Genomic DNA, 26333 nt, shown 5'->3' on the forward strand with positions numbered 1-26333 from the left:
GCCTTCCCGGCGCCGGGTTACGGCCTCGTGTTCTTCTCGCACGGCAGCGGCTGGCTGCCGCAGGGCGCCCTGCAAAGCCCCGGCCGAACGTCTTCCGGCACGATAGGCAGCCGCTCGATGGGCCGGGACGAAAGCGACGAGCAGACGCCGCACGCGGAGATGGAGCTCGAAGAGTTCGCCTCGGCCATCGCCGACGGCTCGCTCGATTTCATCGTCTTCGAGGCGTGCCTGATGGCGGGGGCCGAGGTGGCCTACGCCCTGCGCGACAAGGCGGAGTGCATGCTAGCTTCGTCGGCCGAGATACTCTCGCCGGGGTTCACGCTCGTCTACGGGAGCGCATTGAAATACCTGCTCGACGCTTCGGCCCCCGCCCCGGAGTGCCTCGCGGCATTCGGCAGTGCCTATATGGGGCATGTCGCCACGCAGACGGGCGTCTACCGCTCGGCGACCCTGTCGGTCGTAGACCTGCACGAAATGGAACCGCTGGCCGCCCGGATGGCCGAGCTGCCGACCCTGTCGATCCGTGAGTCTGACATAACGGACGACCTGCAGCGTTTCGACCGTCCGGGCAGCTACGGCGACAATCCCGCCGTGGCCCGGTATTTCGATCTGGAAGAGTGCGTGCAGCGCCTGGCGGGCGAGACCGGGGCTTTGCAGGAACAACTCCGGCGCACGGTGGTGTGGAAAGACCAGACCGAGCGGTTCATGGTCGGCGACGACGGCAACTACGGCCGCTACAACGGCTTCGACATCACGGCCCACTCGGGACTGACGGTATACCTCCCCCGGGCGGAACTGGCGGCGCTCAACGAAGCCTACCGCCGCACGGCATGGTACCGGGCGGTGTCCGGGCAATAACCGGGGCGGGAACAGGACAACGGAACAGGAAAACACAAACATGAGAAGGCAAGAATATAACAACGATAATATAACTAAAAAATAAACGCGCATGTTACAGCTTATACGAAACATCCGAAGTGCGGGAAGAACCTGGGTGCTGGCGCTGACGGCGCTGACGGTCGTTTCCTGCGCGAAGGATCTCGGGGCTCCCGAGATCGTCGAACGGGCGGGCCTTACCATCAGCCTGACCGTCCCGCAGAGCGTGGAGCGGGAGATGAGAAATCCGCGCACCTATGCGGGGACGGAACCGGGCTACGGCCAGGAGAGCGTGATCAACTCGCTCTACATCGTCTTCTACTCGCGCAGCAAGGAGGCGCTCGGCGCCCGGGCCGACTGGAAAGAAGTAGCCACAAAAACGCTGGAGAAAGAAGACCTTCCGAGCTTTACCGGGACGACCGGGGGTAACCCTACGAGCACCTTCACGGTGGAGGGTATTCCGGTGACCCCCTCGGCGCTGGATGGGGGCACGGAGCTCAGGGCCGTGATCTACGCGAACTACAACCAGAATCCGGATGCCATCACCGCCGAGAGCGACCTCTGGAAGGGCTCGACGCTCAATCCGCTGTTCTTCACCGGAACGGGCGTGTTCGGCAAGGTGAACGACACGTGGACGGCGAATGTGAACCTGACGCGTCAGGTCGCCAAGCTGCGCATCAAGGCGGGCATCCACCCCGACGCCGTGCCTTCGACCCTTGAGATCGATCCCCGGAGCATCAGCGTGACGGTTGAAAAGATGGCTTCGGCATCCCCCACGACGGACGACGGGAATAATCCGGATCATAAGGACTACGATCCGGGAGATACTTTCGCAGGTATGGAGCAGACGATCGTCCGGAGCACGACCTCCGGCACGCCGCTGCGCATGGAGGAGAACTGGGCTTCGGGGATGAAGATCGACTCGCTGTACATGCACCCGCACGACGCAAGTACGGACAAGGAGAAGGCCACGGTGGTCAAGATCAGCATGAAGGTCTCGGACCCCGTTTCCGCCGAGAGCAAGACCCTGACGCTCGAATACCCGCTGGGCAAGCTGAATGCGGAGACGGGGCAAATGGACTATACGATCAAGCGCAACACGATCTATACGCTCGACGTTCAGGTGCAGTCCATCGAGAGCGGAGGGAGCCTGAACGCCAATCTGGAGATCCATGACTGGGACGACGCGGTCATCGACATCGACGCCCCCTGGGGCGAGGCCGTGACCTCGCATTCGGCGCTCTACGTCCTGCCGGGCGAAGGATCGACGGTGATGACCGTCGCCGCGGGCGGCGGTACGGAACCTTTCTCGGTCACGCTCATGAAGCCCGACAGGTCGGGAACGTTGGACGCCTCCTTGGCGTCGCTCTACCGCGACGGCTCTTTCGCTGCGGGCAACACCTTCCTGCTGGAGCCTTCGTCCAAAGCGGAGGTGCAGTTCACGGCCACGGAGCAGTTCGCCGGGGCATGGCTGAAGATCGTCAAGACCAAAGGGGGACAACCCGCCGGGCTGGCGCGTTATATTCCCGTGGGCAAGGCTGAATTTTCGGCCGCAAACGGGAGTGCGACCTATGCAGGCGGAGATTTCGCCTCGCAGATCGTCTGCCGGGCCGCTATGCCCGACGGCACGACCGAACCGCTGGAGTGGACGGCCGAGACCGTGGATGCGGGCGGCGCTTCCGCCCCGGTTCCCGACTGGCTGACGATCCAGACCTCGACGGGAAACCTCTCGGGCAGCGTGGCGGCGCAGGAAAACAGCCATCGCATGCAGACGGAAGCCGCTGTCGTCAACTACGACCTCTCGACACGCGACGGACTTATGAACACCGCCAACTGCTATCTCGTGCATGCTCCGGGTACCTACTCGCTGCCGCTGGTCTACGGCAACGCCATCAAGGACGGGGCCACGAACGCAGCGGCTTATACCTCGACGGCCAGCGGGACGAACATCCTGAATCCCTTTTTCAACCACTCGGGTACAATTACCAATCCCTATATTTCCGATAACGGCATCACGCTCACGGATGCCAAACTGCTGTGGCAGGACGTGAACGGGATGATCGAGGAATCCTCGGTACAGCTCAGCGGGAATCGCCTCGCGTTCCGGGTAACGGACAAGATCGACTACGGCAATGCCGTACTGGCGGTCTTCGCAGGCAATACTATCGCCTGGAGCTGGCATATCTGGGCTACGGACTACGACCCCTATGCCGCGGACGCCACCAAGACGGTGCAGAACCGCACGTCGCCCAACACGCAGTTCGACTTTATGACGCAGAGCCTCGGCTGGTGCCCCGAAAAGGAGTATGCTGCGCGGGAGGCACGAGTCAAGGTTACGCAGTCGGAGACGGGCGCGACACGGATCATAACGGTACAACAGGACTACGCCTTAATATCGGCCAACAGCACCTGCTACCAGTGGGGCCGCAAGGACCCGTTCCCCGGATCGAATGGCAACGTCAACAAGCCCACCTACGGGCCGAATGCCTGGTCTTCGATCACTGGCGCTCCGCGTCAGATCAGTACAACGTCCATTCAGATGTATATCAAGAATCCGTCTGCGTTCTGTATCATCTCCGGTATGGATGGACAATATTACAACCTCTGGTCCGCAAACAGCAACGTTACCAGCATTAATACCAATCAGGTCGTCAAGACGGTCTACGATCCCTCGCCGGCCGGGTTCTGCCTGCCGCCCAGCGGGGCTTTCACCGGGTTCACGACTACTGGTAACGTTACCTCCACCGTTACCGATTTCAATGTTTCCGGCGCATGGGACAACGGCTGGCACTTCTACTGCAATACGGACGGTACGGGCGAAACCATCTATTTCCCCGCTTCGCGCCCTCGCTACTACACGATGGGTACCCCTTTCGCCGTCGGCAACTATTACTGCTGGTCCGCGGGTTCGGGCTCGGATAATGGTACGGGTAGTAGCATGTACTGCAATCAGACGCGCGTCGACACGCAGGCCAACGCCTTCCACCGCAGCTACGGCTTCTCCGTCCGCCCCGTGAAGGAGCAATAGAGACCCCGAAGGGCGAACGGTAGATACAGGAACGAATAAAAAGCGAACCCTTTCGATAAGCCGGGTGCAGAGCCGAACCCGTTCGGACTCTGCCGGGGCGGAAAAAGATACGGAAAACGAACAGAAAAACGAAAAATAAAAGCAACGGATCAATGCAACGGACAGTATTAAAACAGAGACTATGTGCGGCGCAGAACGTCGCACGGCGCTCCCCGGGCGCGGCACTCCGGGGACTGCATTCCCTGCTCCGCCTGACGGCGGTCTTCGCGCTGCTGCTGGGGAGTTGTGCCAAAGACCCTGTCGGGCCGGGCGGTCCCGACGAGGGCACCGATCTCGCCCTCTACATTCCCGCCCCGGAGCGGGTGGAGACCTACTCGGGCGCGACCATCGACGAGTGCCGCATCGAGAATGCCGTGGTGCTCGCGTGGAACAAGACGGACGACCGGATCACGGGTGCCGAGGTCGTGGCGACCGTCATGGGCAACGGCACGCAGCAGCCCACGCTGCGCTTTAGAAAGCTCGCACCGCAGAGCGGCGAGACGATCGTCGTGCTGTGCAACCTCGACCCGACAACCGTGAACCAGGCGGAGGGACTCGTAGGCCAAAATATGGCTGCGGCGCAGAATACGCTGAAGCCCCGCAGCGCCGCGGGCGGCACTTCGGCCGATATGAAAGCCCCGCTGACGATGGCCGGCGATGCCGTATGGAACGGCCAGAACGTACAGGTTCGCATGAGCTTCCAGTGCGCCAAGATCAGCGTGGTGCTGGACCCCTCGCTGACCCAGACGGGCGGGCCGCTGGCGTGGACGACCGTCCGCACCACCTACCTCGACCACATGCCCGCAACGACGCAGTGGACAACGGCAAGCACGCCGGCTTCGCAGAACGAACAGGGTGCGCTCTCTCAGAGCGGCACGCCGGGCTACGACCCGGATGCCGACCCGATGAGTTTTCCCGCGCTGTACACCTACGAGGCGGCGCAGCCTGCTAATTGGCCGACGAACCGGGCGTTCAACTACGTCCTGCTGCGGGTCGCCGAGACCGAGAGCGGCCCCATGCAATACTACTGCCTCACATTCGACGACACAAATCAGGGCACGATCGCAAAACGCAACGCCTTCGAGCGTGGCAAGCACTACGTCTTCCGCGTGAAGGACATCTACAAGCGGGGTTACGATAATATCGAAGAGGCGCTGGACAACCCCTCCAACGCCGTCTATGAGATCGGGATTCTGGATGACTGGAGCAAGAATTGGGAGTACAACGGACAGTACGGGGTGACGGCCGACCGCGATACGGCCTACGTGTGGACCGCAGCCGAGGCGCAGCCCCTCTACCGTTTCTCGTGGCCCCAGCCCGAGAACGACCCGGACGGAGCTCCGGCGACCAGCACCGTGACGCTGCTCAATGCCGCCCGAACGGCTCCCGTAGCGACCGAGCTCGTGCAGCTGCTGGACAAGGACGGGAATAACATACCGAATAACACCTTCACCTTTAACGGCCAGACCTCTCCCGAGGAGGGCTATCAGTTCTCTTTCAAGACGGGGGACAAGGCCACGGCGCAGGGCATGTGGCTGCGCGTAAAGTGCGGCAATATCGAGCGGTTCGTACCCGTGGGATGGGCGACCCTGACGGTGCATGATGTCTCGGGCTACCAGCTGGGCGGATCGTTCAGCCAGCGCGTGAGCAGCAACGTCGTGATGCCCGACGGAACGAGCAAAGAACTGCCGTGGGAAGCCGGGTTCGTCGACAAGGATGGTGTCGGGACGAGCCAACCGAACTGGATCACGGTGGATAAGACGTCGTTCCCGGACGGCTCCGGCGACTTTTCCATTGCCTTCGATCCCATGCCTCTGACAAAGACGGAAGACCCCTATAACGAGCGGCTCAATGGTCGCGACTTAGTCGGCACTTCTACCGAGCCCAACCAGGATTCGTCTCCGCGATACGACCTTTCGAGAGATCACTCCCAAGGGCTGGATACCCGCGAGACGGCCAACTGCTACATCGTCTCCGCACCGGGCTACTACCGCATACCGTATGCGTACGGCAACAGCCTTATAGGCGAATGCGTCGACATAACGGACGAGAACACCACCTCTTACAACAGAAACACTACTACTACTACTACTACTACTACATGGCTGAGCTGGTTCCTGGATTACGATAATCGGAGGATCCATAGCGGCTGGATTCAAAAGGACCTGCAATATAACGATACGCATCAAGTCGCGGTAACGGGTACGGACGCTGCTCATTCGAACGGCCATCCCACCCGCGTCGACGTGCTCTGGCAGGACAATCCGAATATGATCTCCAGGATGTTCTTCACGGAACACCCCGACTGCTATATCTGCTTCGACGTACCGAAAAATACCAATTTGAAGACCCCCATGCAGGGCAACGTCGTATTTGCCGCGTACGATCATAATGACAAGATCATCTGGACATGGCATGTCTGGATTACGGACTACGATCCTGAGGAAGCTCCGGCAGTGCAGGATACCTATAGCCCGTACGACCCCATAAAGGACTGCAAGATCACGAACGCAACGGGACAAGAGTTTATCCTGCAGGGCCAGAACCTGGGTTGGTGCAGCGGCGATGTCAACGTCTACGAGGGCCGCAGCGCGATAGTGCGCATCACGCAGGCGAGCGGCCTTACCCGGGATATCACGCTCGAACAGCCCCGTATCGAGATCGAGTCCTCCGGCAACAACCCCTTCTACCAGTGGGGGCGCAAGGACCCGATACCGGCGGCTGTGAACCAAAACGGCTCGATAGTCAACAAGACCGTATATAACAAGGATGGTGCTCCGCTCGCGACGCCTTTCCGAACAAGTTCAACCCTATATACGATCGGCCAGGCCATCCAGAATCCGAACAGCTTCGTCTGTGGTGGGAGTATTAGTAATTGGATTGCTGCAGCATCGGATGGTGCTGCCGTGAACTACTGCAACCTTTGGAACGCCCAGCTTACGGGCAGCTCCGGCTACACGATCGGTGACGGCTACAAGTTCGCCAAAACCGTTTACGATCCGTGCCCGAGAGGTTACCGCATTCCCGATCCGGATGTGTTCACGGGTATGACATATGATGGGAGGACGTATACCCAACCGCTGGGAAGCAACTCCTATTTCGGCGATATTTACAACTCGCCCTTTACGGATAACTCCGGACTCCGATCCGTCTACGGCTGGGTGTTCTATGCCAATCTCATGTCAGGGAGGGGAGCATACGATCCCTCGGGAGGAGTATACTACCTGAGAGCAGGCGGATTTCGCCATAAAGATAACTTAGAATCGGAGGCAGTAGGCCGTGTCTCCTACTATTGGACAAATATGCCCAGTAGCACCACTGCCGCAGGTAACAGGGATAAGGCTTATACTCCGACGCTTCGCATAGACAATGGCACTATAGCAACGACGGTAATGCCGCTGAACGCCACCGCACAATCCAAAGCCTTCGGTTATGGCATAAGGTGCATCCGGGATAATGTGCGCAAATAGGATCCGGCATTCCCGCGGTCTGCGCGTCCCGGCCCGAAAGGCCGGGGCGGCGCGGAACGATATGCCGGAAAAACGGACGGTAACGGAAAGAAAGAACGAAAAAACGCAATATGAGAAACGAGATAACCCCGGCCGATCGTAATGGTCGGTTCCCGAGAGAGTGTTCATGGGCAAAAAAAGAGATACATACCGTCCGAACGATCCCGAACGCTGGGAGGACTACCGCCTGAATATGCCCATACTGGACTATAACGGGGATGTAAGGAGGCTGCACAGGCGGGAACGGAGACGGGCGAGGTTCCGCCGGTACTTCGTCCGGCTGCTGTGCCTCGCGGGTATCGTGCTCGCATTATGGCTGTTGATACAGTAAACGCCGCGCGGGACGGAAACGGCAACGTACGATGGCAAAAAAGAGAAAGAAAAGAAAACCGACCGGAACGCGAACACGCACGGAACGAAAACCGATCGCACCCGACCCGATGAACGGGACGAAGCCGGACACGCCGGAGGAGGACGGCGGAAGGCAATCCGCCGCCGAGCGGATCGTGGCGGTCGCAGCGGCCGTGGTCGGCATCGCCCTGTGGGGAGGAGCGCTGCTCTATTTCTCGATCATGGAGCTGATCGCCTGGTGGGAAAAGTAGCGCTGCCGGCAGCTTCGGATGATTATTCGACAACTTAAAAAAACGGATCTTATGAAAAACATGAAAAAACTGCTTCTTTCGGCCCTGCTGCTCCTTTGCGGCCTTGCGCCGGCCCATGCCGACGGACATGAGGAGCCGATCACCTTCGACCGCCTGCCGCAGGCGGCGCAGACCTTCCTGAAAACCCATTTCGACACGCTGACGGTGGCCTACATCGTGGCCGACCGGAAGTTTATGGGTGTCGAGTACGAGGTGAAATACACCGACCGCACGGAGGTCGATTTCCGCTCCGACGGACAGTGGGAAAGCGTGGAGCGCAAGTACGCTCCCGTTCCCGCAGCCATCGTCCCGAAGCAGATCTCGGATTTCGTGGCGGCGAACGAACTGTTCGGCCGGCAGTTCATCAAGAAGATCGAGCGCGACCCCTACACGTGGGAGATCGAGCTGTCGGGCGGCCTGGAGATCAAGTTCGACACCAAGTTCAACGTGATCGGCTACGACGATTAACGATACGACAGCCCGACCATGAAGGATGCCCGTTCTCCCATAAGCCATGCCCTTCGCCGCGTTCTGCAATGGCTGTTGGACCGCTTCGGTGCGTGGTTGCAGTGGTTCCATACGGTGCCGCAGTCGGAACGGTTGGAGGATTTCACGGCGCAGCACCGCCACCGCCACGAGGGAATCGGCCTTACGCGCAAGCGGCGATGATCCCGCAGACGGTGCATCTCGGTTCGGTCCCCCTGCTTCTTAGATAAGACCCCAATTTTCACCTATTATATAAATTTTCACGAACAACTTTATGAAAAGGAACACGATTTTGATGACCTTGCTCGTGAGCACGTTGGCTCTGGCAGGTTGCAACAAGGACGAGGACAACGGGTCCCGCGAGCCCGCCGTAAGCAAACAGGCGCAGGCCGCTCTGACAGAAAAGTACCCCAACGCTACCAATGTGCGGTGGACGGCCAAAGACAAATATGTCGTGGCGAGCTTCTCGCTGCCCGAATCGCGCGCCGCCGAGGCAGGCATCGACCTCGCGGCGTGGTTCGACAACGGGGGCGCGTGGTACATGACCGAAACGGACATTCCCTTCACGGCACTTCCCGAGGCTGTGCAGACAGCTTTTGAGGCCAGTGAATACGCTTCGGCTCCGTGGCGCACGGACGACGTGGATATGCTGGAGCGCGAAGGCGTGGAAACGATCTACGTCATCGAAGTAGAGAAACGGGAGAACGGCATCGAAACGGAGATCGACCTCTACTACTCGGCCGACGGCGTGCTGGTCAAAATGCTGACGGACTCGGCACCCGATTACGATTACGGAGACTATATCCCGTCGACGCCCGCCACGGGCATCGAGGAGTACATCCGCACGAACTACCCCGACGCCCGCATCACGGAGATCGACTACGAGCACGGTATGACCGAAGTGGATATCATCGACGGCCGCACGCCGCGCGAGCTGCTCTTCGACGGCAGCGGCGCGTGGGTCTACACCAAGACCGAGGTTTGGCGCAGCGATGTTCCCCAGACGGTGATGCAGGCTCTTCAGAACAGCGAGTGGGCCGCTTACCGGATCGACGACATCGACCACTACGAGACTCCCGACAAGGAGTTCTACCGCTTCGATCTGGAGTCGGCGCAGGGCGACGTGAAGGTGGACGTCACGCTCGACGGCACGGTGACGCTCAAGCAGTCCGACATGCCCGCACAGGGCAACGGCCAGTTGGTCGATGCGGAAGTCACCGGGTTCATCTCGTCGAAATACCCCGGGGCGCGGATCGTGGAGTACGATTACGACAAAGGTCTTCTGGAGGTCGAGATCTGGCATGAGAACCGCGAGAAGGACGTTTACTTCAACGGACGGAACGAATGGGTCTACACCGAATGGGACATCCGCCGCAGCGAACTTCCGCAGGCCGTTACTGCCGCTATCGCGGCTTCCGAGTGGGCTACGTTCTCGATCGACGATATAGAGTACGTGCAGACCCCGACTGCGGAATACTACCTCGTGGAACTCGAACGCGGCAACCGCGAGATCGAACTGCGCATCGCCGCCGAGGGTACGATCCTTTAAGCCCGTTCGATGATGAGAGCGTTGAAATCTATGACGGTGCTGGCGACGATGGTCGCCAGCCTGCTTTTACTGACCGGATGCGCTTCCTCGCGCATCTCCTACCGACGATTACCCGCCGAGGCCAGGACATTTATCGAGCGGTATTTCCCGACCGAGAGTTGCGTTTATGCCGAGCGGGAGCGCGATGACGGCCGCCGGGAGTACGAGGCGAAACTGTCGAACGGTACGGACCTCGAGTTCCACGGCACGGGCCAGTGGAAGAAGGTGGACTGCGGCTATTCGTTCCTTCCTGCCGGGATCGTTCCGCAGGCTATCATCGAAGATCTGGCCGTGCGGTATCCGGGGGCGAAAATCTACAAAGCCAAACGCGAACGGGGTGGCTACGAGATCAAGATCACGGGCGGGCTGGAGCTGATCTACTCGGCCGACGGTACGTTCGTGCGGGAGGATCGCTCCTAAAGAGAACGTATCGGAGCCTGAAAAACAGAAAATGGTATGAAAAAGTTGAAGAAACGATATTATGCGCTTGCGGCGGGCGTGGTCGTCGTCGGAGCTGCGCTGTACTGCGCGTTGGCCGAGATGCGCATTCCTTGTCTCTGGCTGCCTTCCGGGGCGAAGACTTTCATTGCAACCTATTTCCCGGATGCGAGCTGCATCTATGCCGAGCGGGAGCGGGAGGACGGACATCGCGAGTTTGAGGTAAAGCTTTCCGACGGCACGGACATCGAGTTCCACGCCTCGGGAGAGTGGAAAAAGGTGGACTGCGGCTACTCGTTTCTGCCTGCTGGTATTGTGCCGGCGGCGATCGTCGAGGATCTGGCCGTGCGCTATCCGGGGGCGAAAATCTACAAAGCCGAACGCGAACGGGGCGGCTACGAGATCAAGATCACGGGCGGGCTGGAGCTGATCTACTCGGCCGACGGTACGTTCGTGCGGGAGGATATGTACTGACCCGTTGAGCCGCGGTAGTGAAAGGTGAAGATCTATGCGGCGATTCCGGGCTATATCCGGTGCCGTAAGGGCTCGGCTTCGGACTTTCGTCCCGAGCGGGCGGTCGTGTGTGGGACGGTCTTCGGAGATCTTGGCCGGAACCTTCGGGAAGCTCTCCGGACCAACGATATAGAAAATAGAATGGATGATCGCGGATTCCGGGTTTCTGTGCGGTACAGGAGCCGGAAATTTCGTGGATTTATAGTCCCATAAATCTAAAGATATAGATTATGAATAAGCAAGTATTGGTTCGGGACGTCGCCCGCGATCTGGGCAAATCCCAGCAGGAAGTTTCACTTGTCGTCAACGCGCTTTTCGCCCGGCTGGCCACGGCAATCCTCGACGGGGAGAGGATTACGATCTCTTCGTTTGGAACGTTCACTCCGAAAGACCGGCCCGAGCACAACGGCTACGATCCGCACCGAAGGGTTTCGATGAGGATTCCTGCGTGCAGGACGGTTCATTTTACCGCCTCTTCGGTGCTGCAACGCCGTATCCGTGAACGTCATGACGCTTAATGCTCCCGGTCCGGAAGTTTTTTTGCCACAACCGTAAACATATTCCCCGGCGGGGCCTCTATCCTTCCATAAACCATAAAAACACGAGATATGACGGAAGAGAAGAGTTTGACCCTGGAGCAGCGTGCCGCATCCGCGAGCGCGTCGAGGGTCTGAAAGCCGAGCGCAAGCTGCGTAAGGTGTACCCGATGGCAGTCTTCGGGGACACGGAGTGCGGGGAGAGGAAGGTTTACGTCGCCTACCTGGGCGAGCTCACGTTCCCGCAGTTTTCGAAGTTCATAGCCGCATCCAAGAAGGACGAGGTCATGGCTATGCGGACCTTGGCCCGCGACTGTTTTTGGAGGGTGACCGCGAGCTGGTCGACGACGATTTGCTGTTCCTGTTCGGGCTGATGGGCCAGCTCGCGGAGATCATCCAGACGCATCAGTCGGCGCTGGTAAACTGATCAACGGGGCGGCGGTGCAGGACGTGCGCCCGTAAGGGCACTTGATAAATGTGTGTAGCATACACCAGGCGCGTGTTTATATGCCTGTAAGCAACCGACTTATCTGAAAGGGAAACTGGACAGGGAGTGTAGCATGTCGGGAAAGCTATAAGTCAGTAAAATGTCATACTGCGACTGAATGGGGAGCTGAAACGATAGATATAAGGATAAAATCTGGATTGATTGAATGATAGCCCAAGCGGTACCCACTGCGACTGCAACGGAAGACATTTATATACGTTGTATTGCAATGCCCCAACCTCTCGTCTGGGGATAAGGCATAAACAAATTGCAGCGCATGTGCGATAAGCATAAAACGGCGAAAGTCATATCCGAAAATCTATCACGCTAATAGTTATTAAGTGTCTAAACGGGGATTACCTAAACCGGAACGCCGCAAGGCTATGGAGTCTGCTCCTGAATATCCGGCATGGTAACGGAGCCGCCGTAGTAGTCCGAGCGCGGGAAAGCCTCGTACATGGCGATTTGACAGGACTGATTATTGAGAAAGAGGCGGATAATCCGGATGAAAAAGTCAATCCGACATTATTTCCTGTGGTTTATTCGGATACTATGTATAATGCGACAGAAGTTGCAAGTTGGTGGTTGGTAAATTCATTTTTGACATCAAACGGATTGCCATCTACAATGCCTTTCCCCGATTTATTGTATTGGTACAAGGCATTCTTATTTAAAGACATTGCAGAATATAGTATTGAAAAGGAGTGGCGGTTTATATGTAAATGCGAAGCAAAATCAAACGATCCATTTTTAGAAATATCTTGCGGCAACAGGTTAAAAGCCATTTATTACGGGCCATATATCGAGGCAGACATAAAAGACCATTTACGCACATGGGCTTATAGCCACAAAATTGAAGAATACGATGTTTCACTTGACAATAAAAGTGACAAGTTTGATTTACTCGTACATCCATTGAAATAACATACACATGTATGTTCTTAACGAATAAGATATCCCATACGGCGGTCTGCGGGCGGGTGTTTCTCTATCCCGAAGCGGGAATGCGTGAAGTGCTGAAACAGAACTACCGATCAAACAAGGATCGGTAAACAAAAGAAACGGCGGACTGAAAAGTCCGCCGTTTCCTATTTCGTTCTAATCTCTTTGAAAAAATCCTCAAAAGAAATCTGATAGAATTTACACAACTCGGATAAAGAACTCATCGTAATATTAGAATTTCCCGATTCTATGCGTCCTATATGAATCTTGGTTTGTCGGTAAACTTCTACTTGCGTCAATTTTTTCGCACTTCGCAACTCTTTCAGCTTTTTCGCGATCATCCCGAGTAATATGTCATTGCGTCTTTGCTTTCTCATATAACAAAGAACCTGAATAATGACATATCCTGCTTTCGTGTATTTGTCATTGAAATTTATTTTATATATATTTGCTTTTGATAACGGTGTAGGTCTGCGATAACAGACTTCATAATATACAATTAGGAACGGAAATAAACACTCCTGCCCCTTAATTGTTTTTCTTTATTCGTATTCTATTCCGTCTGCGGTTCTTTCCGCCCGACATCGAAACTCACGGTCAGTTCGGTCTGCTGTCCGAAATTATCCCGGACGATGAACCGTACCTCGGCGTTTTTGTCCGACAGGCTGCGATATCACAGGGTAAACACCTGCCGCATCGGATCGCTCCGGTCGATCCCGGCATATCGTCCAGCGCATGGAACTCGCGGTTTACCAGCAGCGTATGGAAGCGGGCGACGGACGATCCGCTCTCTTAGCGTCAGCAACTATATAGTACCTGTTGTTTTCGATGACACGATTTGCATTTGTAGCGTTGCCTGCCGTTGCTCTGCGTTCCGTCTTTTACACATACTCCTCCGCAATATTTACATTCTATTTTTACTATTCCCTAGTTTGAAACATGAAGGTCAAAAATCCACTCGGAGAATTCATTTTCGAAGGATTTAAGGGTGCAAAAATAATAAAAGCGACTGAAATAGTCGCTTTTAATTTGTTGAAACGATGAAGATAATTCTTGGTAATCAATGTTTTAATCATTTGATTTTATCAATCCCCTAATTTGAAACATTACCCGCCCATAAAACAGTCGGGATTGTGTTGACCGACACTGCGAAGTTAACCGGAATTTGTGTAACGACAAATCAGCTTCGCGTTTTTGATATAATCTAATTCCCATATTTGATAAAATGATCCGGAATTAACAGCAAATGCCCTTCAAATGCAAATTTAGGCGAGGTTTAAGCCAGCTACGCAGTTTCGTCTACCCGTAATCCTCCCATTACCAAGATTCAGTCTATAAAATCTTCATTATATCGTCATCGAAAGTATCTTCGTTTACGGCCCGGCCCCGGGCCTTGCTCCTGTAGTTATACACCGATTGGAGCGTAATGCGGAAAAAGGAGGCGATCTGTTTGTTATCGGCAACGCCCAGTCTTACCAGCGCCAATATACGTAACTCGGTATTCAATTTATTGGCCGAATTCTGATCGTACGTATATAATTGATTCGGCTTGAGCAGTTTATTGACCTCGTCGGCAAAATGGGGAAAAAGGTCGGTGATCGATTTGTCAAAATCGGCCAATAGGCTATTATAATCCTCGTTCATATCGAACATAGAGGATATATCCTGCTTTATTTTTTCGCAAGACGTACTGCCGTTTAGCATTTTCAATAGCTGTTTTTTGTATTTTTCTGCCTTTTCTATCTGTACTAAATTTCGGTTGATGAATAATTTAAGATATGCCTCCATCCTCAATGCGGAATCCTGCAGGCGGGCATTCGTTACCGACAATTTTTTACGGTTGTTTTTGTTTTCTTTGTTGCTGCGCAGCAACAAAAACAGAAAGAACCCCAGCGTCACTAAAAAGATGGAAACGACAACAGCGACTATTTCTAACGTTTTTTTGCGCGCTTCAGCTCTCTCCAGATTGATCTGCAATGTGTAATAATAGGTGGATTTGATAAGATCCGCTCTATAACTGTCTCCGAAAATAACCGCATCTTCGACGGCAACATTTATGTATTCATCGGCCATGTATGCGTAAGGATTGTCAGAATTGATCAGCAATCTGCCTACATATAAAAGTGACAGCAAATTTGTCATAGCCAACTCATTGGAAATTATCGCGCTTCTTATGAATGCTTCGAGAGACACACGCTTATAGCTATCCCCCAGTTCGAGATAAACCAACCCCAGATAATACAGATATTCGGCACTCATATAAGGCTTGACGTCATCCCTTTTCTGCAGGGTTTTAATGGTATTGATGGCTTGTTGGTAATTTTTTTCCAAATAAAATTTGTAAGCCTGGACACTTAAATATTCCGATTCGTCGCCTCTTTCCAAGGCTAGGTATGAATCCGCATTCCGAAGCGCCAGCTCTATGTATTTATCCCTGTAGTGAGAGTCATTCTGAAGCTTGGTGTAACTGTGGCATACGTGCATATACACTTTATAATACGTTTTCCGTAATTCAACGGGCAGCTTATCGGGATCAATTGATTCCAGGATGGAGAGGGACTCGTGTGTAAGCCCTGAAAAGCGCAGGTAGTTTGCCCGGCGCAGGAGAGATTCCGTAATGAGGTTCCGGTCGCCCAATTGCCTGGCTATCTCCAGACATTGGTCGGCATAATATAATGTGGGGGCGTTTTCATAATTGCTGTATTGAGAGACCAATTCTTTGGAAAGCTCATATTTCTGTTCCAGCGAAGCAGCATTGAGCAACCGGTTTTTGAGCTCGATCAATGTATCGTTCTTTTGCTCTATGTAAAACGAACGGTTAGCGATCGACGCATCCAACCTGATGAAAAGCGAGTCTGGCGCCAATGATTCTCCGGACGCCACGCGGCACCCCAAGAGACATAATATCAAAATTATAGTCTGTTTCATAATTTCCGTCACAAAAACAACAATCCCTTAAACATGTTGACAACTGCCGTTCATTCGTGAAAGTTACACGCGGCTATATGAATTTGAATTGTATGCCAAAAGTATGCATTTTCCGTGCAACTAATCCCCATACCCTTTCTCAATCTGCATTTACCTTCAATCAATCGAATTAGAGACCTACTATACTACATAACATATACATAACATTATATAATTGTAAATCATATGTATGTCGCTGATAATTAATCGTTTTTCTGATTCATGGCACTTAACCAAAATACTAATATTACAGCTAATTACCACAAAATCAGGCATAACAAAGTCTAATTTTACAGCGTTTTTCACTAAATCAAAGATGACAAAATTTAAAGAGTTTATCCGCAACCAGTTATGGCATTCTCTGTACTCCTGAAACTGATTGAACACGAATATATTTCTTTGTAATTATCAGCACCACATTAATAAAAAAATGAACAGATTGAACAGACATATATTATGGCGCACGCTCATGTTGTCCTGGATATCACTGTTTTTTGGGGCGACAAACTACAGCTATGCCGCGTCTCCCGGGTATCGGCAGGATACATTGACTGCGGTATTTTATTTTGCCAACAACAGTTCGCTTCTGATGCGGGAGTACTGCACCAACCAGGCCGAATTGAATAAACTGGAAGAAATATTCCGGGATATAACGGTTAGATCCGCATTGGATTCCATTGTCATTCAAGGAAGCTCTTCCCTTATCGGATCGTTCCGGACCAATTCACGCTTATCGTACGAACGTGCCATGGCGGTAAGAAGTCATATACGATGGAAATTCCCCGATGTGGAGTTGAATGAACAGAAAATATTTATAAAACCGTCGGTTATCAATTGGAGCTACCTTTTCGAACAGGTCCGACTTGACAGGATGGTTCCATACAGGGATGATCTTCTGCGCATACTTTCGATGCCGCTTGATGAAGAATCGAAGTTCATTAAGATAAAGTGTCTGGGCGGCGGCGCAACAGAGAATTACCTGACACGCAACTTTGCCAGGCTTATGCGGTCGGGAACAAGCGTTGTTTTCTATTTAAAGGAAGAAAACCCTGAAAAGGCGCAGCAACGGGAAGAGATTGTCACGGTACCCGTCCCGTCAGACAGTCCCGCGATAGAAACGACTATTGATTTTCCCGGGCAGGTGGTGGGGCCGGAGGCTGGCAATGACTCGGTAAACGATCCGAGCGACACCTTGTCAATTCCATCGTTGCCGACAATGGCACGCAAACCGCTTTTTGCGATGAAAACCAACCTTCTGTACGATTTAGGATCTGCGGTCAATGCCGGTATCGAAATCCCCATGAGGGAGCGCTGGTCATTGGCTATGGAATGGGTGTTCCCGTGGTGGCTTTTTGAAAAAAAACAACACGCCCTGGAAGTGCTGAACGGGAACATGGAATTGCGTTACTGGTGGGGCGAGCGTACAGGACGCAATCAAATGACGGGATGGTTTACGGGCCTATATGCGGGCGGCGGTTATTATGATGTGGAATGGAAGACAAAAGGATATCAGGGCGAGTTTGTTTCAGCGGGTATTACCGGAGGTTTTGCCCACAGCATCAGCAAAAACTGGCGGATGGAGTATTCGCTCGGTTTAGGATATATGGGAAGCAAGTACAGGGAATACGCTGCCGAAAAATGCGGAGAGGACGATCAGTGGCACCTTATTCTCAAGAGCCGGGGGAACTTCCACTGGGTTGGTCCGACCCAATTGAAGGTATCCCTGGTATGGATGATTAACCGCGGTTACCGCAAGTAAGAATAAGAAAGCGAATAATGAAACGCATATACAATGAATATACAGTATTGATACTGGCCGTCGCGCTGCTTTTCAGCAGTTGCCGCCGCCCTATTGAAGAAGTGGTGGATCTGCGTGCCGTTATCCCCATGGGAACGCTGTGGGAGAAAGCCGGTATAGTCCCGCAAAACGTAACCGCATTGTTTTACAGTAAAAATGACGGCAAATTGGTTCTGGAACACCGTTTTGAAAACAGCGCCAACCGGATACAGACCTATGCCTATGTGCCCGAAGGGGGCTACACGGTTGTCGTTTTCAATGAGATCCGGGGACAGCTATATGGGGTCGGTATACGCGGATATGAGAATCTGTCGACACTCGAATCGTACGCCACGATCAATTCCAACCCCACCGTACCGTTAAGGTTGGGCGATGTTCCGTACGTTTACGAACCAGATATCCTGGCTTCGGTTACGGTACGTGATTTCGAAGTGAGTTGTGCAATGGTCAGGTATACCCAGAATCCAGAAGGGCAGACGCCTTCTCCGGGGATGCAGGAATCCATCGAAGCCCTGGTAGGATTGATACCCGAACGTAAGGTGCACGAATTGAATGTCACTGTCCATGTGGAGGGTTTGAATAATGCCCGTATGCCGGCATTGATCGATTTGAACGGGATGGCGGGGGCTTATAATTTCAGCGGGGACAGGAGTACACTGCAGGCCGTTAGCCAGCAGTTCACCATAAACAACAGAACCTATAACCCCGGCTCGACCACGGCGGGTACGATTTCAACCACTGTCCGCACGTTCGGGATCCCGGGCCAACAGCCCTCGTCGCTTACTCCCCAGCCCGACCGTCAGATCGCAATGGACTTTTTCTTCATCTTAAAGGACAGAGACCGGACCGTTGTGCACCTGCGGGCGAATGTTACCGGGCTGATCCGGTATCTGCCGGGGCAGCATGGGGCGACGACTCTCGAAGTGGAGGTGGACTTGCCCGAGCGGCTGCCCGATGTGGAGCCCGAGGAAGGAGGTTCCGGTTTTGACTCGGAGCTTATCGATTGGGATGTGATAGATGTACCCTTAACCTCGAAATAAGATATTGGTTATCAATAAATAATATTGTTTAAAGACGTGATAAAGTAAAAAAAAAGCGATTACCGACCGGACAGGGGAACACTCCTAATTTTCACCTTTGCAAGGCGAAAGTGAAAATAAAGAAAACAAAATTTTAAAAGATTAACGAACGACGCATAATTCGAATCAAAATGAAAAAAATCTTAATGGCTCTGGCAGCGGCGGCCATATTAGCAGGCTGTTCGAAAAACGAACAGGAAAACGTTGACGGATTCACTCCGAAGCAGATCAAATTTACCAACCTGAACGACAAATTGACCCGTGCCGCAAACGATGGGAATGATCCTTACCGGGTTTATGCGGCTTGGAGTGGTGGGACAGGCTGGTTTATCAACGATCAGGTAAGTGCAAGCGATGTCCCCAGCGGCGGCCCTTACTACTGGCCCGCTTCCGGTAGTGTGGATTTTTACGCATGGGCTCCGGCAGACGTTGCGGCGACCGGAACTTATCCGACTCTCTCAATCGCCTATGAAGTTCCAGCAAATGCCAACAAGGATTTTACCATTGCCGCTCCTCAACTGGGCCTGACTTCCGGCACTGTTGGTTTGGCTTTTTCCCATATGTTGGCCAAAATCACCGTTACAGCCCAATTGCATGATGACTTGTCAGATGCTGGCTACCAACTCAGCACAATAGGGCTTACTGCCAGTCTGGATGTTCAATCGACAGGAGGAACAATTGATCCGACGGCCACTACTCCTGCATGGGCCTCTCCTAATTCAACGTCTGCAACCTATGCAGGAGCAGCGTCTTACATGATTATGCCGCAAAGTTCGGCAGGATGTAAAGTGAAGATTACAGCCGGCATAACGATAACGAAAAACGGAACCACAATCTACAGTGGCGATCTGCAGCAGTATACGATTGCGACTGGCAATATCCCCGCCGATGAGTTCGAAAAAGGCAAGCATTATTTGTTGAAGATGATTATTGACGCCGATTCGCACGGCGGCGGAACGGATCCGATTTTCAATATAATCGAATTCGAGTCTTCCATTGCTGAAGATTGGACTGCTGTGACGCCCGATCCCGAACTTCCTCAGCCATAAATAAAGGAGACGTTTTGGTAACACAGACCGGAAGAGGGTGATACCTCTTCCGGTCACTAAAGATTTAAAAATAGATACGGTTATGAATACTATCAGATTTATAATAATAAGCTTGACCGCAGCTGTTGCAGCTGTGTCCTGTACTAAAAACGAAATGGAAGGTTGCGGGTACGGTGACGGCAGGATCGGTTTCATTGGTAACCCGGGTGATGCCTTCACCCGCGGAATGCCGGTGGAATCGGTAGCGGACATCCCGAATATGGGAGTATTTGCATATTATACCGGCAACGGAACATCCAATAACTGGGCGGCGAACGGAGCGACAGCGACCCCTGATTTTATGAATAACGTGAAGGTTTCCCACAACAGCGGCTCCTGGACCTACGACAATCCGGCCTACTGGCCTCAGGCCGCGGATGCGAATATCAGCTTTTTCGCCTATTCGCCCCACGCTACCGCTACTAACGGGATAACTCCAAATGTTACTACCGGCATTCCGACCATCAGCTATACCGTTCCCACGAACTGCTCCGACCAGCCTGACCTAATGGTTGCGGCTCTTGTGGCAGACCGCAACAAAACCAATAACGGCTCTGCACCTGTCAATTTCCAGATGAGACACGCTCTGACATGCATCGGATTCAAGGCTTCCGGCAATGGACAGCAAATCACTAAGCTTGAAATACAGGGGGTTAAGACCAATGGCATCTTGACAACCAATGCAGACGGAACATTCTCATGGAATATCGCTTCCTCCTCCACAGGAAATTTCGAAGCCACGGTGGATACGGATGTATACTTGGATCCTTCGTCGCAGCTGGTCAATACCGGCGGCGGTTACTTGATGATGATTCCGCAGACTCTCCCGGCCGGCGCCAGGCTGATCGTGGGTGTCGATGACGGGCGTCCGGATGTTGAATTCGACCTGAGCGGAATTACATGGTCGTCCGGGCAGCGTATCAATTACAGTTTATCCGTATCCCCCGATGCCATCATTATGCTTACCCCGGAAAGAATCGTTCTTCCGCCTATGGGAGGGTTCTCGCAGTTCAACGTGATCGTGCAAAACGAGTCTCCCAAGACCTGGACCATATCGGGCACCAATTTCTATATCTGTGACAACTTCGCCGACCTGCAGGGCTGGGCGGCCGGAACGCTCACTGCCGCCAATGTGAAAAATCTGGATGGAACCATTCCGGTTATTGGCTCTTACAGCGGATCGGGAACGACGACGCTCTATGCATGGAAACCCACCTCTAACAACAGTACGACGAATGAAATAACCGGGACTATTGTTAACACGGACGATACGGACATAAAAATCAACCTTGTGCAACTGCCCGACTATGCGTCATCAGTGATACACGCCAGCTATATCCACGATCAATACGTCGGAGCATACTGGAAAAACAATCAGAAAGGGGAGCGTATCATACGCATACCTGTCAGTTCATCATTGCTTGCGGGAAGCTGGGATGCATCGGTGTTCTGGCTGGGCGACGGATGGAGCCCGGGTGATATTGTATTCAGTACGGAGGATTCCGACGATGCGGGCATAACTTATAACCGCAGTACTGAAACTCCGGTCGATATGCTTTTGCCGGCCAATGACGCCACTTTTAGCGTTTCCGGGCATTTGTCTTCGGCCTCAGGAAGCGTTGTCAGCGGAGCCGGCAACTATATTTCTTTCCGCATAGGCCTGACCTCCACCTATACGCCTACCACTTCTGTCCCAGTCCGCTATGCTTTGGTGTTGCTGCGTTACGGGTCTCCCCAAAAATATCATGTAATATTTATACGGCAAGGGGAAGAGGCCGACTACCTGATGTACCCTGGCGATGGCGGTCGCGGTTTATCGGCTGTGCGTTTTTCTGCCTACAATGCCACGGCATCAGATATGGCCAATTCCAGTATTTATACCGATATCCTGGGAAATCTGTCGAATGCCGCGTTCACGGATTATCCTTCACAGGCCGGCGCTCTCTTCCAATGGGCACCTCTCTCTTATCCGCGACGCACTTATAATGCCGACATTACGACGGTACCGACAGGGTGGTTGTCTCAAGCAAACCCAAACTTTTGGGAAAGTATAAAAAACACATATGAAACTTGCCCCCCGGGGTACCGCCGGCCGAATGACGGTTTGACTTCTGCAGTCGCGTTGAATAACTCGGCATCAAATATATCCAATTCGGAAATCAGGCAGTCTTTGTACGCCGACCCTCCCATTGGGGGGAATCAATCAAACGGCAATATGAGATGGGGCTTTTATGCGGACGGTTTTTTTGACCGGAGAGCTCACAATAACCCCTATGTAGGGCCAGGCGTAAATGGGTATGATGTCAGGGAAGGCAATACGGCCGTGGCATGGGGTACCAAAGACATAGCCTATATAGGTACGCTGTTCTTCAACCCATCAACGAACAGTCCCCGCCGAAATGCGTCCATTTTTGTGCCGGGCGCCGGATACAAATATTCTTTCGACGGAGAACTTATAGAAGCTGGACAGTGCGCGGCCCTATTAACGGCCTCGGCTCCCGACACAGAGAATATGTGGTATCTGATAGGTACGGCTAATGCTCAACAACTTGAGAGTTCGAAAGCTTCCGCTATGAGTTTACGGTGCGTCAAGGCGGAATAAGAAGGGGTAAAATGGAGAGGATATTCGATTGTACAGGATAACGTAAAATCTGCGCAAACCAATATCTTGTTGCTAAGATAACCGATCTCTGTTTTTATACCCTCCTGCGTCAATCTTTTAAAAAGCTACATATTGTATCGCCTTAAAAAATTTAACCGCATTATAATCCCGACAGGTCCACTTTATAGTAGGCAGGAGCCGTATTCTCTTTTTCGAGGAACATCGCCATATAGACGGGAGCATAGACGATCTTACCCGCGACCCTCAGGTTGTCGTTATTGAATACGACAGCCTGCTGCAGGTCGTATTCCTTGCAATCCATAATGTTGGACAGGGCGCGGTGCGTTTCGTAGTCCTTGCCCGACTTTACCTCGATGGGCAGAACCTTACCGCCCAGTGCGATGACGAAATCCAACTCGCCCCGTTTCTTGTTGTTGTAATAATATGTGGCGATGCCGTGCGCCGCCAACTCCTGCGCTACGGCGTTCTCATAAACCGAGTCGAAATTGATGTCCTTGTCTCCGTTGATAATGCGTAGCTGGATGCCCTCGGCATACTGGCTGGCCAACAGTCCCACGTCATTTTGGAAGAGTTTGAACAGGTTGCGCGAACGGGCCAGTAAAAGCGGGACTTTCGGTTCCTCCACGTTATAAACCGGCAACGCCGTTCCTGCGTTGGTCAGCCACAGAAAACTGCTTTCGACCCGATCGAATTTCGCATGTTCGTTCAGCCTCTTCAGAATGAAGCGTTTGTTTTTGGCATTCAGCTCGGGCGGAATCAGGTTGAAAATCTCCTCGATATAGAGTTTGTTGCCCGGGTCGTACCGGGCAATGTCCCGTTTGTACAGGCGGATGATGTCTTGCTGTACGGCCATTACCTCCTGAAGATTATTGCTCTCGATGTACCTGCTCACAGCGGCCGGCATACCGCCCACGATGAGATAGAGCCGGAACAGTTCCATGATCTTGCCGTGAACGAACTCATTGACGGCCTCGCGGCGCTTCCACGCTTCGCGCAGCGACCCGATCACGGCATCGCTGATACCCACGCATGAAATGAACTCCTCGAAATCGAGCGGGTACATATCCTTGACACCAATATATCCGACCGGCTCCGAACGCAGGTCTTTCAACTCCACCCCCAACAGCGAACCGCTGAGGATATAACGGTACGAGCCTTCGTCCACAAGGAATTTGATCGCCGTAACGATCTCGGGACACTCCTGTACCTCGTCGAAAAAACGAGCGTTTCCCCCTTGATAAGCGGTACGGAAGTCAGGGCGGACAAGCGCAGCAGCATATCGCCGCTGCTCTTCGCCCCTTTGAACAGCTCCACCGCTTCGGGCATCTCGATGAAATTGATCTCGACGAAACTTTTGAACGATTTGCCGAACTGACGGATCGAATAAGTCTTGCCGATCTGCCGTGCGCCGGTAACGAGCAGTGCGTTACGGGTCGTTTCATAATAATTCCGGATGTAGTCGTCTGAGCATAACTGGCTTTTATTAAGGCTGTCTGCCGACCTATTTGGTACTGAATGCCGTTTTTCCAATGATAATTTCCGCGTATTCGCCTCTTTTCAAAGATAAACGTGTTCGTTATCATCGCGGCTTGCGATTTCTTCGGGCAGATGCCACGAGGTCAGTCGGAAGGGATAAGCCTGCTTCACGTCGATTTTATCGTTGCAGGCCCAAAGCGCCAGCGCGGTCAGCAAGACCGTACAGCCGGCCGCTATCGTCTTTACCATAACGGTTTCCATTTTTTTCGTTTCTAATGAATCATAATCCTCAGCCCCGCGCCCAGCAGCGTATGGAAGCGGGCGACGGACGATCCGCCCGTTACCCGCTCTCTTAGCGTCAGCAACAGCGCCACCCGGTCGCACAGATACGCTTCGCCTCTCAGGGCGATCTCCCCGCCGTAGACGAAACCGTTTCCGCTGACCAACGTAGCCCCGTCATAGAGCCGCTTCCCGCCCCGGTTGACCGTCTCGTACCCCAACACCCCGGAGAGCCCCGCCGTTACCAGAAAATTGTCCCGGCGGTCACGCGCAACGGGAACGAAGTATCCCACCCGGCCGTAAACTGCTCTTTGGGCAGCATCGCTTCCCGATACGGGTAGTCCTTTCTCAGATACCCGGCTCCGAACTCCCAGTAACGGGTTTTCCGGACATAGCGGACTACCGACAGTTCCGCATGAAAGCTCCACGCTCCGTATTTGTCGCGCAGCAGGAAACCGCCGCAAGCGCCCCCGCCGAGCTGAACGCCCGTCTGTCCGGGCAGACACCGCTGTGCGGATAGTTCGGCCGCCGGCCCCAGCAGTCCCGCCGCGGCCAGCAGAATAAAAATTCTCCTTCGCATCGCCTATTCGATTTTCAGTTCATCCATCTCGCGCGCTCCGACCAAACGGACGTTTTCGATTTCGAAATGCTGGTGACGTCCGCCGCCCCGCTCGTAAACCTCCATGACCAGCACCTTATCGTCCGGAATCGTAAACTTGCGGAATACAAATACGTTCCTTACCATAGCCTCCGCATCCACGCGCGTGATCTCGTCGAATACCCGTACCGGGTTCACGAAGGTCTCCTGCACGGCCGTCCGGCGTGCCGTTTTCCGGTCGCAGACCTTAAAGCGTATGTAGTCGATGTCGAAAGCCACCTTCGAACGGTTCCGCATCAGCACGTGCAGATAGAACAGATCGCCGTGCACGTAGACTCCGCGCAGCAGTACCTCCATTCCGAAACGCTTGCTGCCGACGCTTCGGATGTCCCGAGCGTTCCGCCTGAGAATCGTGTACATGATCCGGTTGACCGTAAGGGGCGTCTCCCCGGCGAGTTCGTCGAGACGTATGTACGTCTGCCGGTTCGCAAAATCCGAGTAGGGATCTTTGTGCAGTCAGTCCTCCATCTCGATGTTGAGCCGGGAAGGATTTTCGGAATAGACCGCCGTGAAAGAGTAGAAGCATCCGTCGGCCGTGATGACCGAAAAGTTCGTCTCTTCCTCGAAGCCCTGTTTCGCGGCTTTGACGCGCACGACGTTCCGCGCCCCGTCCGCCTTGTCCGCGATCAGGTCGAGACTCCCCAGATCGACATAGACCGCCTCCGAGGGGAAAAGGATGTGGAGCGTTTTGCTGAAAGCGACCTCCACCCGGCAGGGCTCCACGACCTGCCGCTGTGAAAACGTGCGGACGGTATCCTGTGCCGGTGCTTCCGCAAAGTGTGCGGCTGCTCGCTGAAAAAGGATACCGACATCGAGATCAATCCCAAACCGACCCTCGTGGTGGAATACCGGTACACCGATAAAAAGGGAAATAACACGACGCATGAAGAGGTCGGACATATGGCCTCCCTGCTGTTCGACCCTACGGGAGTGTTTCTGCGGGAAATAACCGCTTTCGGGGAACGCTTTACCGACTCGATGGCCTTGCGATCGGAAGAAGAGACGATCGCAGAGATTTCTTTGTCCGACTACCTGGTCCGGTACGGCGAACGGATCGATTATCACTGCGGTAAAGAGGTGATAATTCCGATCCACATCGACGTCACATCCTCTGAAATTACCGTTACGGTCAGCGACTGGGACGAAGGAAAGGTGCAGATTCCCGTGCTGGGGAAATAGAATTAAGGTAAATGTTACTCGGGGCTTAATTATCACCTCGTAAATACAGAGGGTTTTAGCAAATTGATCCGTTTATTGTTAGTATTCATATAGTAATAAAAGC

22 protein-coding genes and 4 pseudogenes are annotated in these 26333 nt (G+C 53.5%); 19 read left to right on the forward strand and 7 right to left on the reverse strand.

The genetic code is table 11. The features are described from left to right. The first annotated feature begins 27 nt into the window (after positions 1 to 27). The 12 genes and pseudogenes from PGR91_RS06980 to PGR91_RS07030 all read left to right on the forward strand — a co-directional run bounded on the left by PGR91_RS06980 (position 28) and on the right by PGR91_RS07030 (position 13065). The gene (locus PGR91_RS06980; RefSeq protein WP_270399321.1) at positions 28 to 858 is read left to right on the forward strand and encodes a clostripain-related cysteine peptidase; all 831 of its coding nucleotides are present in this window, start codon (positions 28 to 30) and stop codon (positions 856 to 858) included. A 91-nt stretch (positions 859 to 949) separates the two neighbouring features. Further along, positions 950 to 3904: a hypothetical protein gene (locus PGR91_RS06985; protein ID WP_147387373.1), complete on the forward strand. Its 2955-nt coding sequence runs from the start codon at positions 950 to 952 to the stop codon at positions 3902 to 3904. Between the two features lie 362 nt (positions 3905 to 4266). After that, entirely contained in the window at positions 4267 to 7413 is a 3147-nt protein-coding gene (locus PGR91_RS06990; RefSeq protein WP_147387374.1) for a hypothetical protein, read from the forward strand. A gap of 166 nt (positions 7414 to 7579) precedes the next feature. Further along, positions 7580 to 7783, forward strand: coding sequence for a hypothetical protein (locus tag PGR91_RS06995; RefSeq protein WP_118655969.1), 204 nt, complete (start codon positions 7580 to 7582; stop codon positions 7781 to 7783). A gap of 31 nt (positions 7784 to 7814) precedes the next feature. Then, positions 7815 to 8054, forward strand: a complete 240-nt coding sequence (locus PGR91_RS07000; protein WP_118655971.1) for a hypothetical protein — start codon at positions 7815 to 7817, stop codon at positions 8052 to 8054. A gap of 51 nt (positions 8055 to 8105) precedes the next feature. Continuing rightward, the gene (locus PGR91_RS07005; protein ID WP_118655973.1) at positions 8106 to 8561 is read left to right on the forward strand and encodes a PepSY-like domain-containing protein; all 456 of its coding nucleotides are present in this window, start codon (positions 8106 to 8108) and stop codon (positions 8559 to 8561) included. Between the two features lie 313 nt (positions 8562 to 8874). Then, entirely contained in the window at positions 8875 to 10128 is a 1254-nt protein-coding gene (locus PGR91_RS07010) for a PepSY-like domain-containing protein (RefSeq protein WP_118656250.1), read from the forward strand. A 9-nt stretch (positions 10129 to 10137) separates the two neighbouring features. Then, positions 10138 to 10587: a PepSY-like domain-containing protein gene (locus PGR91_RS07015; RefSeq protein WP_118655977.1), complete on the forward strand. Its 450-nt coding sequence runs from the start codon at positions 10138 to 10140 to the stop codon at positions 10585 to 10587. Positions 10588 to 10623: 36 nt separating this feature from the next. Then, positions 10624 to 11079 (forward strand): PepSY-like domain-containing protein, encoded by a 456-nt coding sequence (locus PGR91_RS07020; protein ID WP_118655979.1) that lies wholly within the window; start codon positions 10624 to 10626, stop codon positions 11077 to 11079. Positions 11080 to 11348: 269 nt separating this feature from the next. Further along, positions 11349 to 11636 carry an HU family DNA-binding protein gene (locus PGR91_RS07025; protein WP_118655981.1) on the forward strand — a complete coding sequence of 96 codons (288 nt, stop codon included), beginning with the start codon at positions 11349 to 11351 and terminating at the stop codon, positions 11634 to 11636. Positions 11637 to 11726: 90 nt separating this feature from the next. After that, positions 11727 to 12081: pseudogene (locus PGR91_RS13520) on the forward strand (hypothetical protein). 525 nt (positions 12082 to 12606) lie between these two features. Then, complete coding sequence (locus tag PGR91_RS07030) at positions 12607 to 13065, forward strand: hypothetical protein (RefSeq protein ID WP_147387375.1); 459 nt, start codon at positions 12607 to 12609, stop codon at positions 13063 to 13065. Between the two features lie 164 nt (positions 13066 to 13229). Here PGR91_RS07030 and PGR91_RS07035 read toward each other — a convergent pair whose 3' ends face one another. Beyond that, entirely contained in the window at positions 13230 to 13460 is a 231-nt protein-coding gene (locus tag PGR91_RS07035; RefSeq protein WP_180951550.1) for a helix-turn-helix domain-containing protein, read from the reverse strand. Between the two features lie 155 nt (positions 13461 to 13615). Here PGR91_RS07035 and PGR91_RS07040 point away from each other — a divergent pair, with 155 nt between their 5' ends. Further along, positions 13616 to 13879: a hypothetical protein gene (locus PGR91_RS07040; RefSeq protein ID WP_101572717.1), complete on the forward strand. Its 264-nt coding sequence runs from the start codon at positions 13616 to 13618 to the stop codon at positions 13877 to 13879. A 2-nt stretch (positions 13880 to 13881) separates the two neighbouring features. Here the strand turns inward: PGR91_RS07040 and PGR91_RS13580 are convergent, their stop codons facing one another. Next, a complete protein-coding gene (locus PGR91_RS13580; protein ID WP_420095094.1) occupies positions 13882 to 14007 on the reverse strand; it encodes a transposase-like zinc-binding domain-containing protein in 126 nt (41 codons plus the stop codon). A gap of 408 nt (positions 14008 to 14415) precedes the next feature. Continuing rightward, positions 14416 to 16011, reverse strand: coding sequence for a DUF6377 domain-containing protein (locus tag PGR91_RS07045; protein WP_101572719.1), 1596 nt, complete (start codon positions 16009 to 16011; stop codon positions 14416 to 14418). Positions 16012 to 16480: 469 nt separating this feature from the next. Between PGR91_RS07045 and PGR91_RS07050 the strand changes: the two genes are divergently transcribed. The 4 genes from PGR91_RS07050 (at position 16481) to PGR91_RS07065 (ending at position 22617) form a co-directional block, all read left to right on the forward strand. Further along, positions 16481 to 17809, forward strand: a complete 1329-nt coding sequence (locus PGR91_RS07050; RefSeq protein ID WP_147387376.1) for a DUF3575 domain-containing protein — start codon at positions 16481 to 16483, stop codon at positions 17807 to 17809. Positions 17810 to 17826: 17 nt separating this feature from the next. Continuing rightward, on the forward strand, positions 17827 to 18888 hold the full coding sequence (locus PGR91_RS07055) for a DUF5119 domain-containing protein (RefSeq protein WP_101572722.1): 1062 nt from the start codon (positions 17827 to 17829) through the stop codon (positions 18886 to 18888). Between the two features lie 170 nt (positions 18889 to 19058). Then, a complete protein-coding gene (locus PGR91_RS07060; RefSeq protein WP_118655985.1) occupies positions 19059 to 19976 on the forward strand; it encodes a fimbrillin family protein in 918 nt (305 codons plus the stop codon). Between the two features lie 82 nt (positions 19977 to 20058). Continuing rightward, on the forward strand, positions 20059 to 22617 hold the full coding sequence (locus tag PGR91_RS07065) for a fimbrillin family protein (RefSeq protein WP_145996548.1): 2559 nt from the start codon (positions 20059 to 20061) through the stop codon (positions 22615 to 22617). A 160-nt stretch (positions 22618 to 22777) separates the two neighbouring features. On the opposite strand, the pseudogene PGR91_RS07070 reads toward PGR91_RS07065, so the two are convergent. After that, positions 22778 to 23916: pseudogene (locus PGR91_RS07070) on the reverse strand (ATP-binding protein). Here PGR91_RS07070 and PGR91_RS07075 point away from each other — a divergent pair. Next, positions 23873 to 24013 (forward strand): hypothetical protein, encoded by a 141-nt coding sequence (locus tag PGR91_RS07075; RefSeq protein WP_228385795.1) that lies wholly within the window; start codon positions 23873 to 23875, stop codon positions 24011 to 24013. The pseudogene PGR91_RS07070 and the gene PGR91_RS07075 sit on opposite strands and share 44 nt — an antisense overlap. A 182-nt stretch (positions 24014 to 24195) precedes the next feature. Here PGR91_RS07075 and PGR91_RS07080 read toward each other — a convergent pair whose 3' ends face one another. From PGR91_RS07080 to traN, 3 genes and pseudogenes are all read right to left on the reverse strand, one after another. Continuing rightward, positions 24196 to 24363: a TraQ conjugal transfer family protein gene (locus PGR91_RS07080; protein WP_172970793.1), complete on the reverse strand. Its 168-nt coding sequence runs from the start codon at positions 24361 to 24363 to the stop codon at positions 24196 to 24198. A 23-nt stretch (positions 24364 to 24386) separates the two neighbouring features. Next, positions 24387 to 24973, reverse strand: a pseudogene (locus PGR91_RS13585) (conjugal transfer protein TraO). 3 nt (positions 24974 to 24976) lie between these two features. After that, a pseudogene (traN, locus tag PGR91_RS07095) lies at positions 24977 to 25855 on the reverse strand (conjugative transposon protein TraN). Between traN and PGR91_RS07100 the strand changes: the two are divergent. Beyond that, a complete protein-coding gene (locus PGR91_RS07100) occupies positions 25829 to 26230 on the forward strand; it encodes a hypothetical protein (protein WP_101573134.1) in 402 nt (133 codons plus the stop codon). The pseudogene traN and the gene PGR91_RS07100 overlap by 27 nt on opposite strands. Positions 26231 to 26333 lie beyond the last annotated feature (103 nt).

Origin of the sequence: Candidatus Alistipes pullistercoris, assembly GCF_027665465.1 — a bacterium.
Classification (GTDB): Bacteria; Bacteroidota; Bacteroidia; order Bacteroidales; family Rikenellaceae; genus Alistipes_A; species Alistipes_A hominis.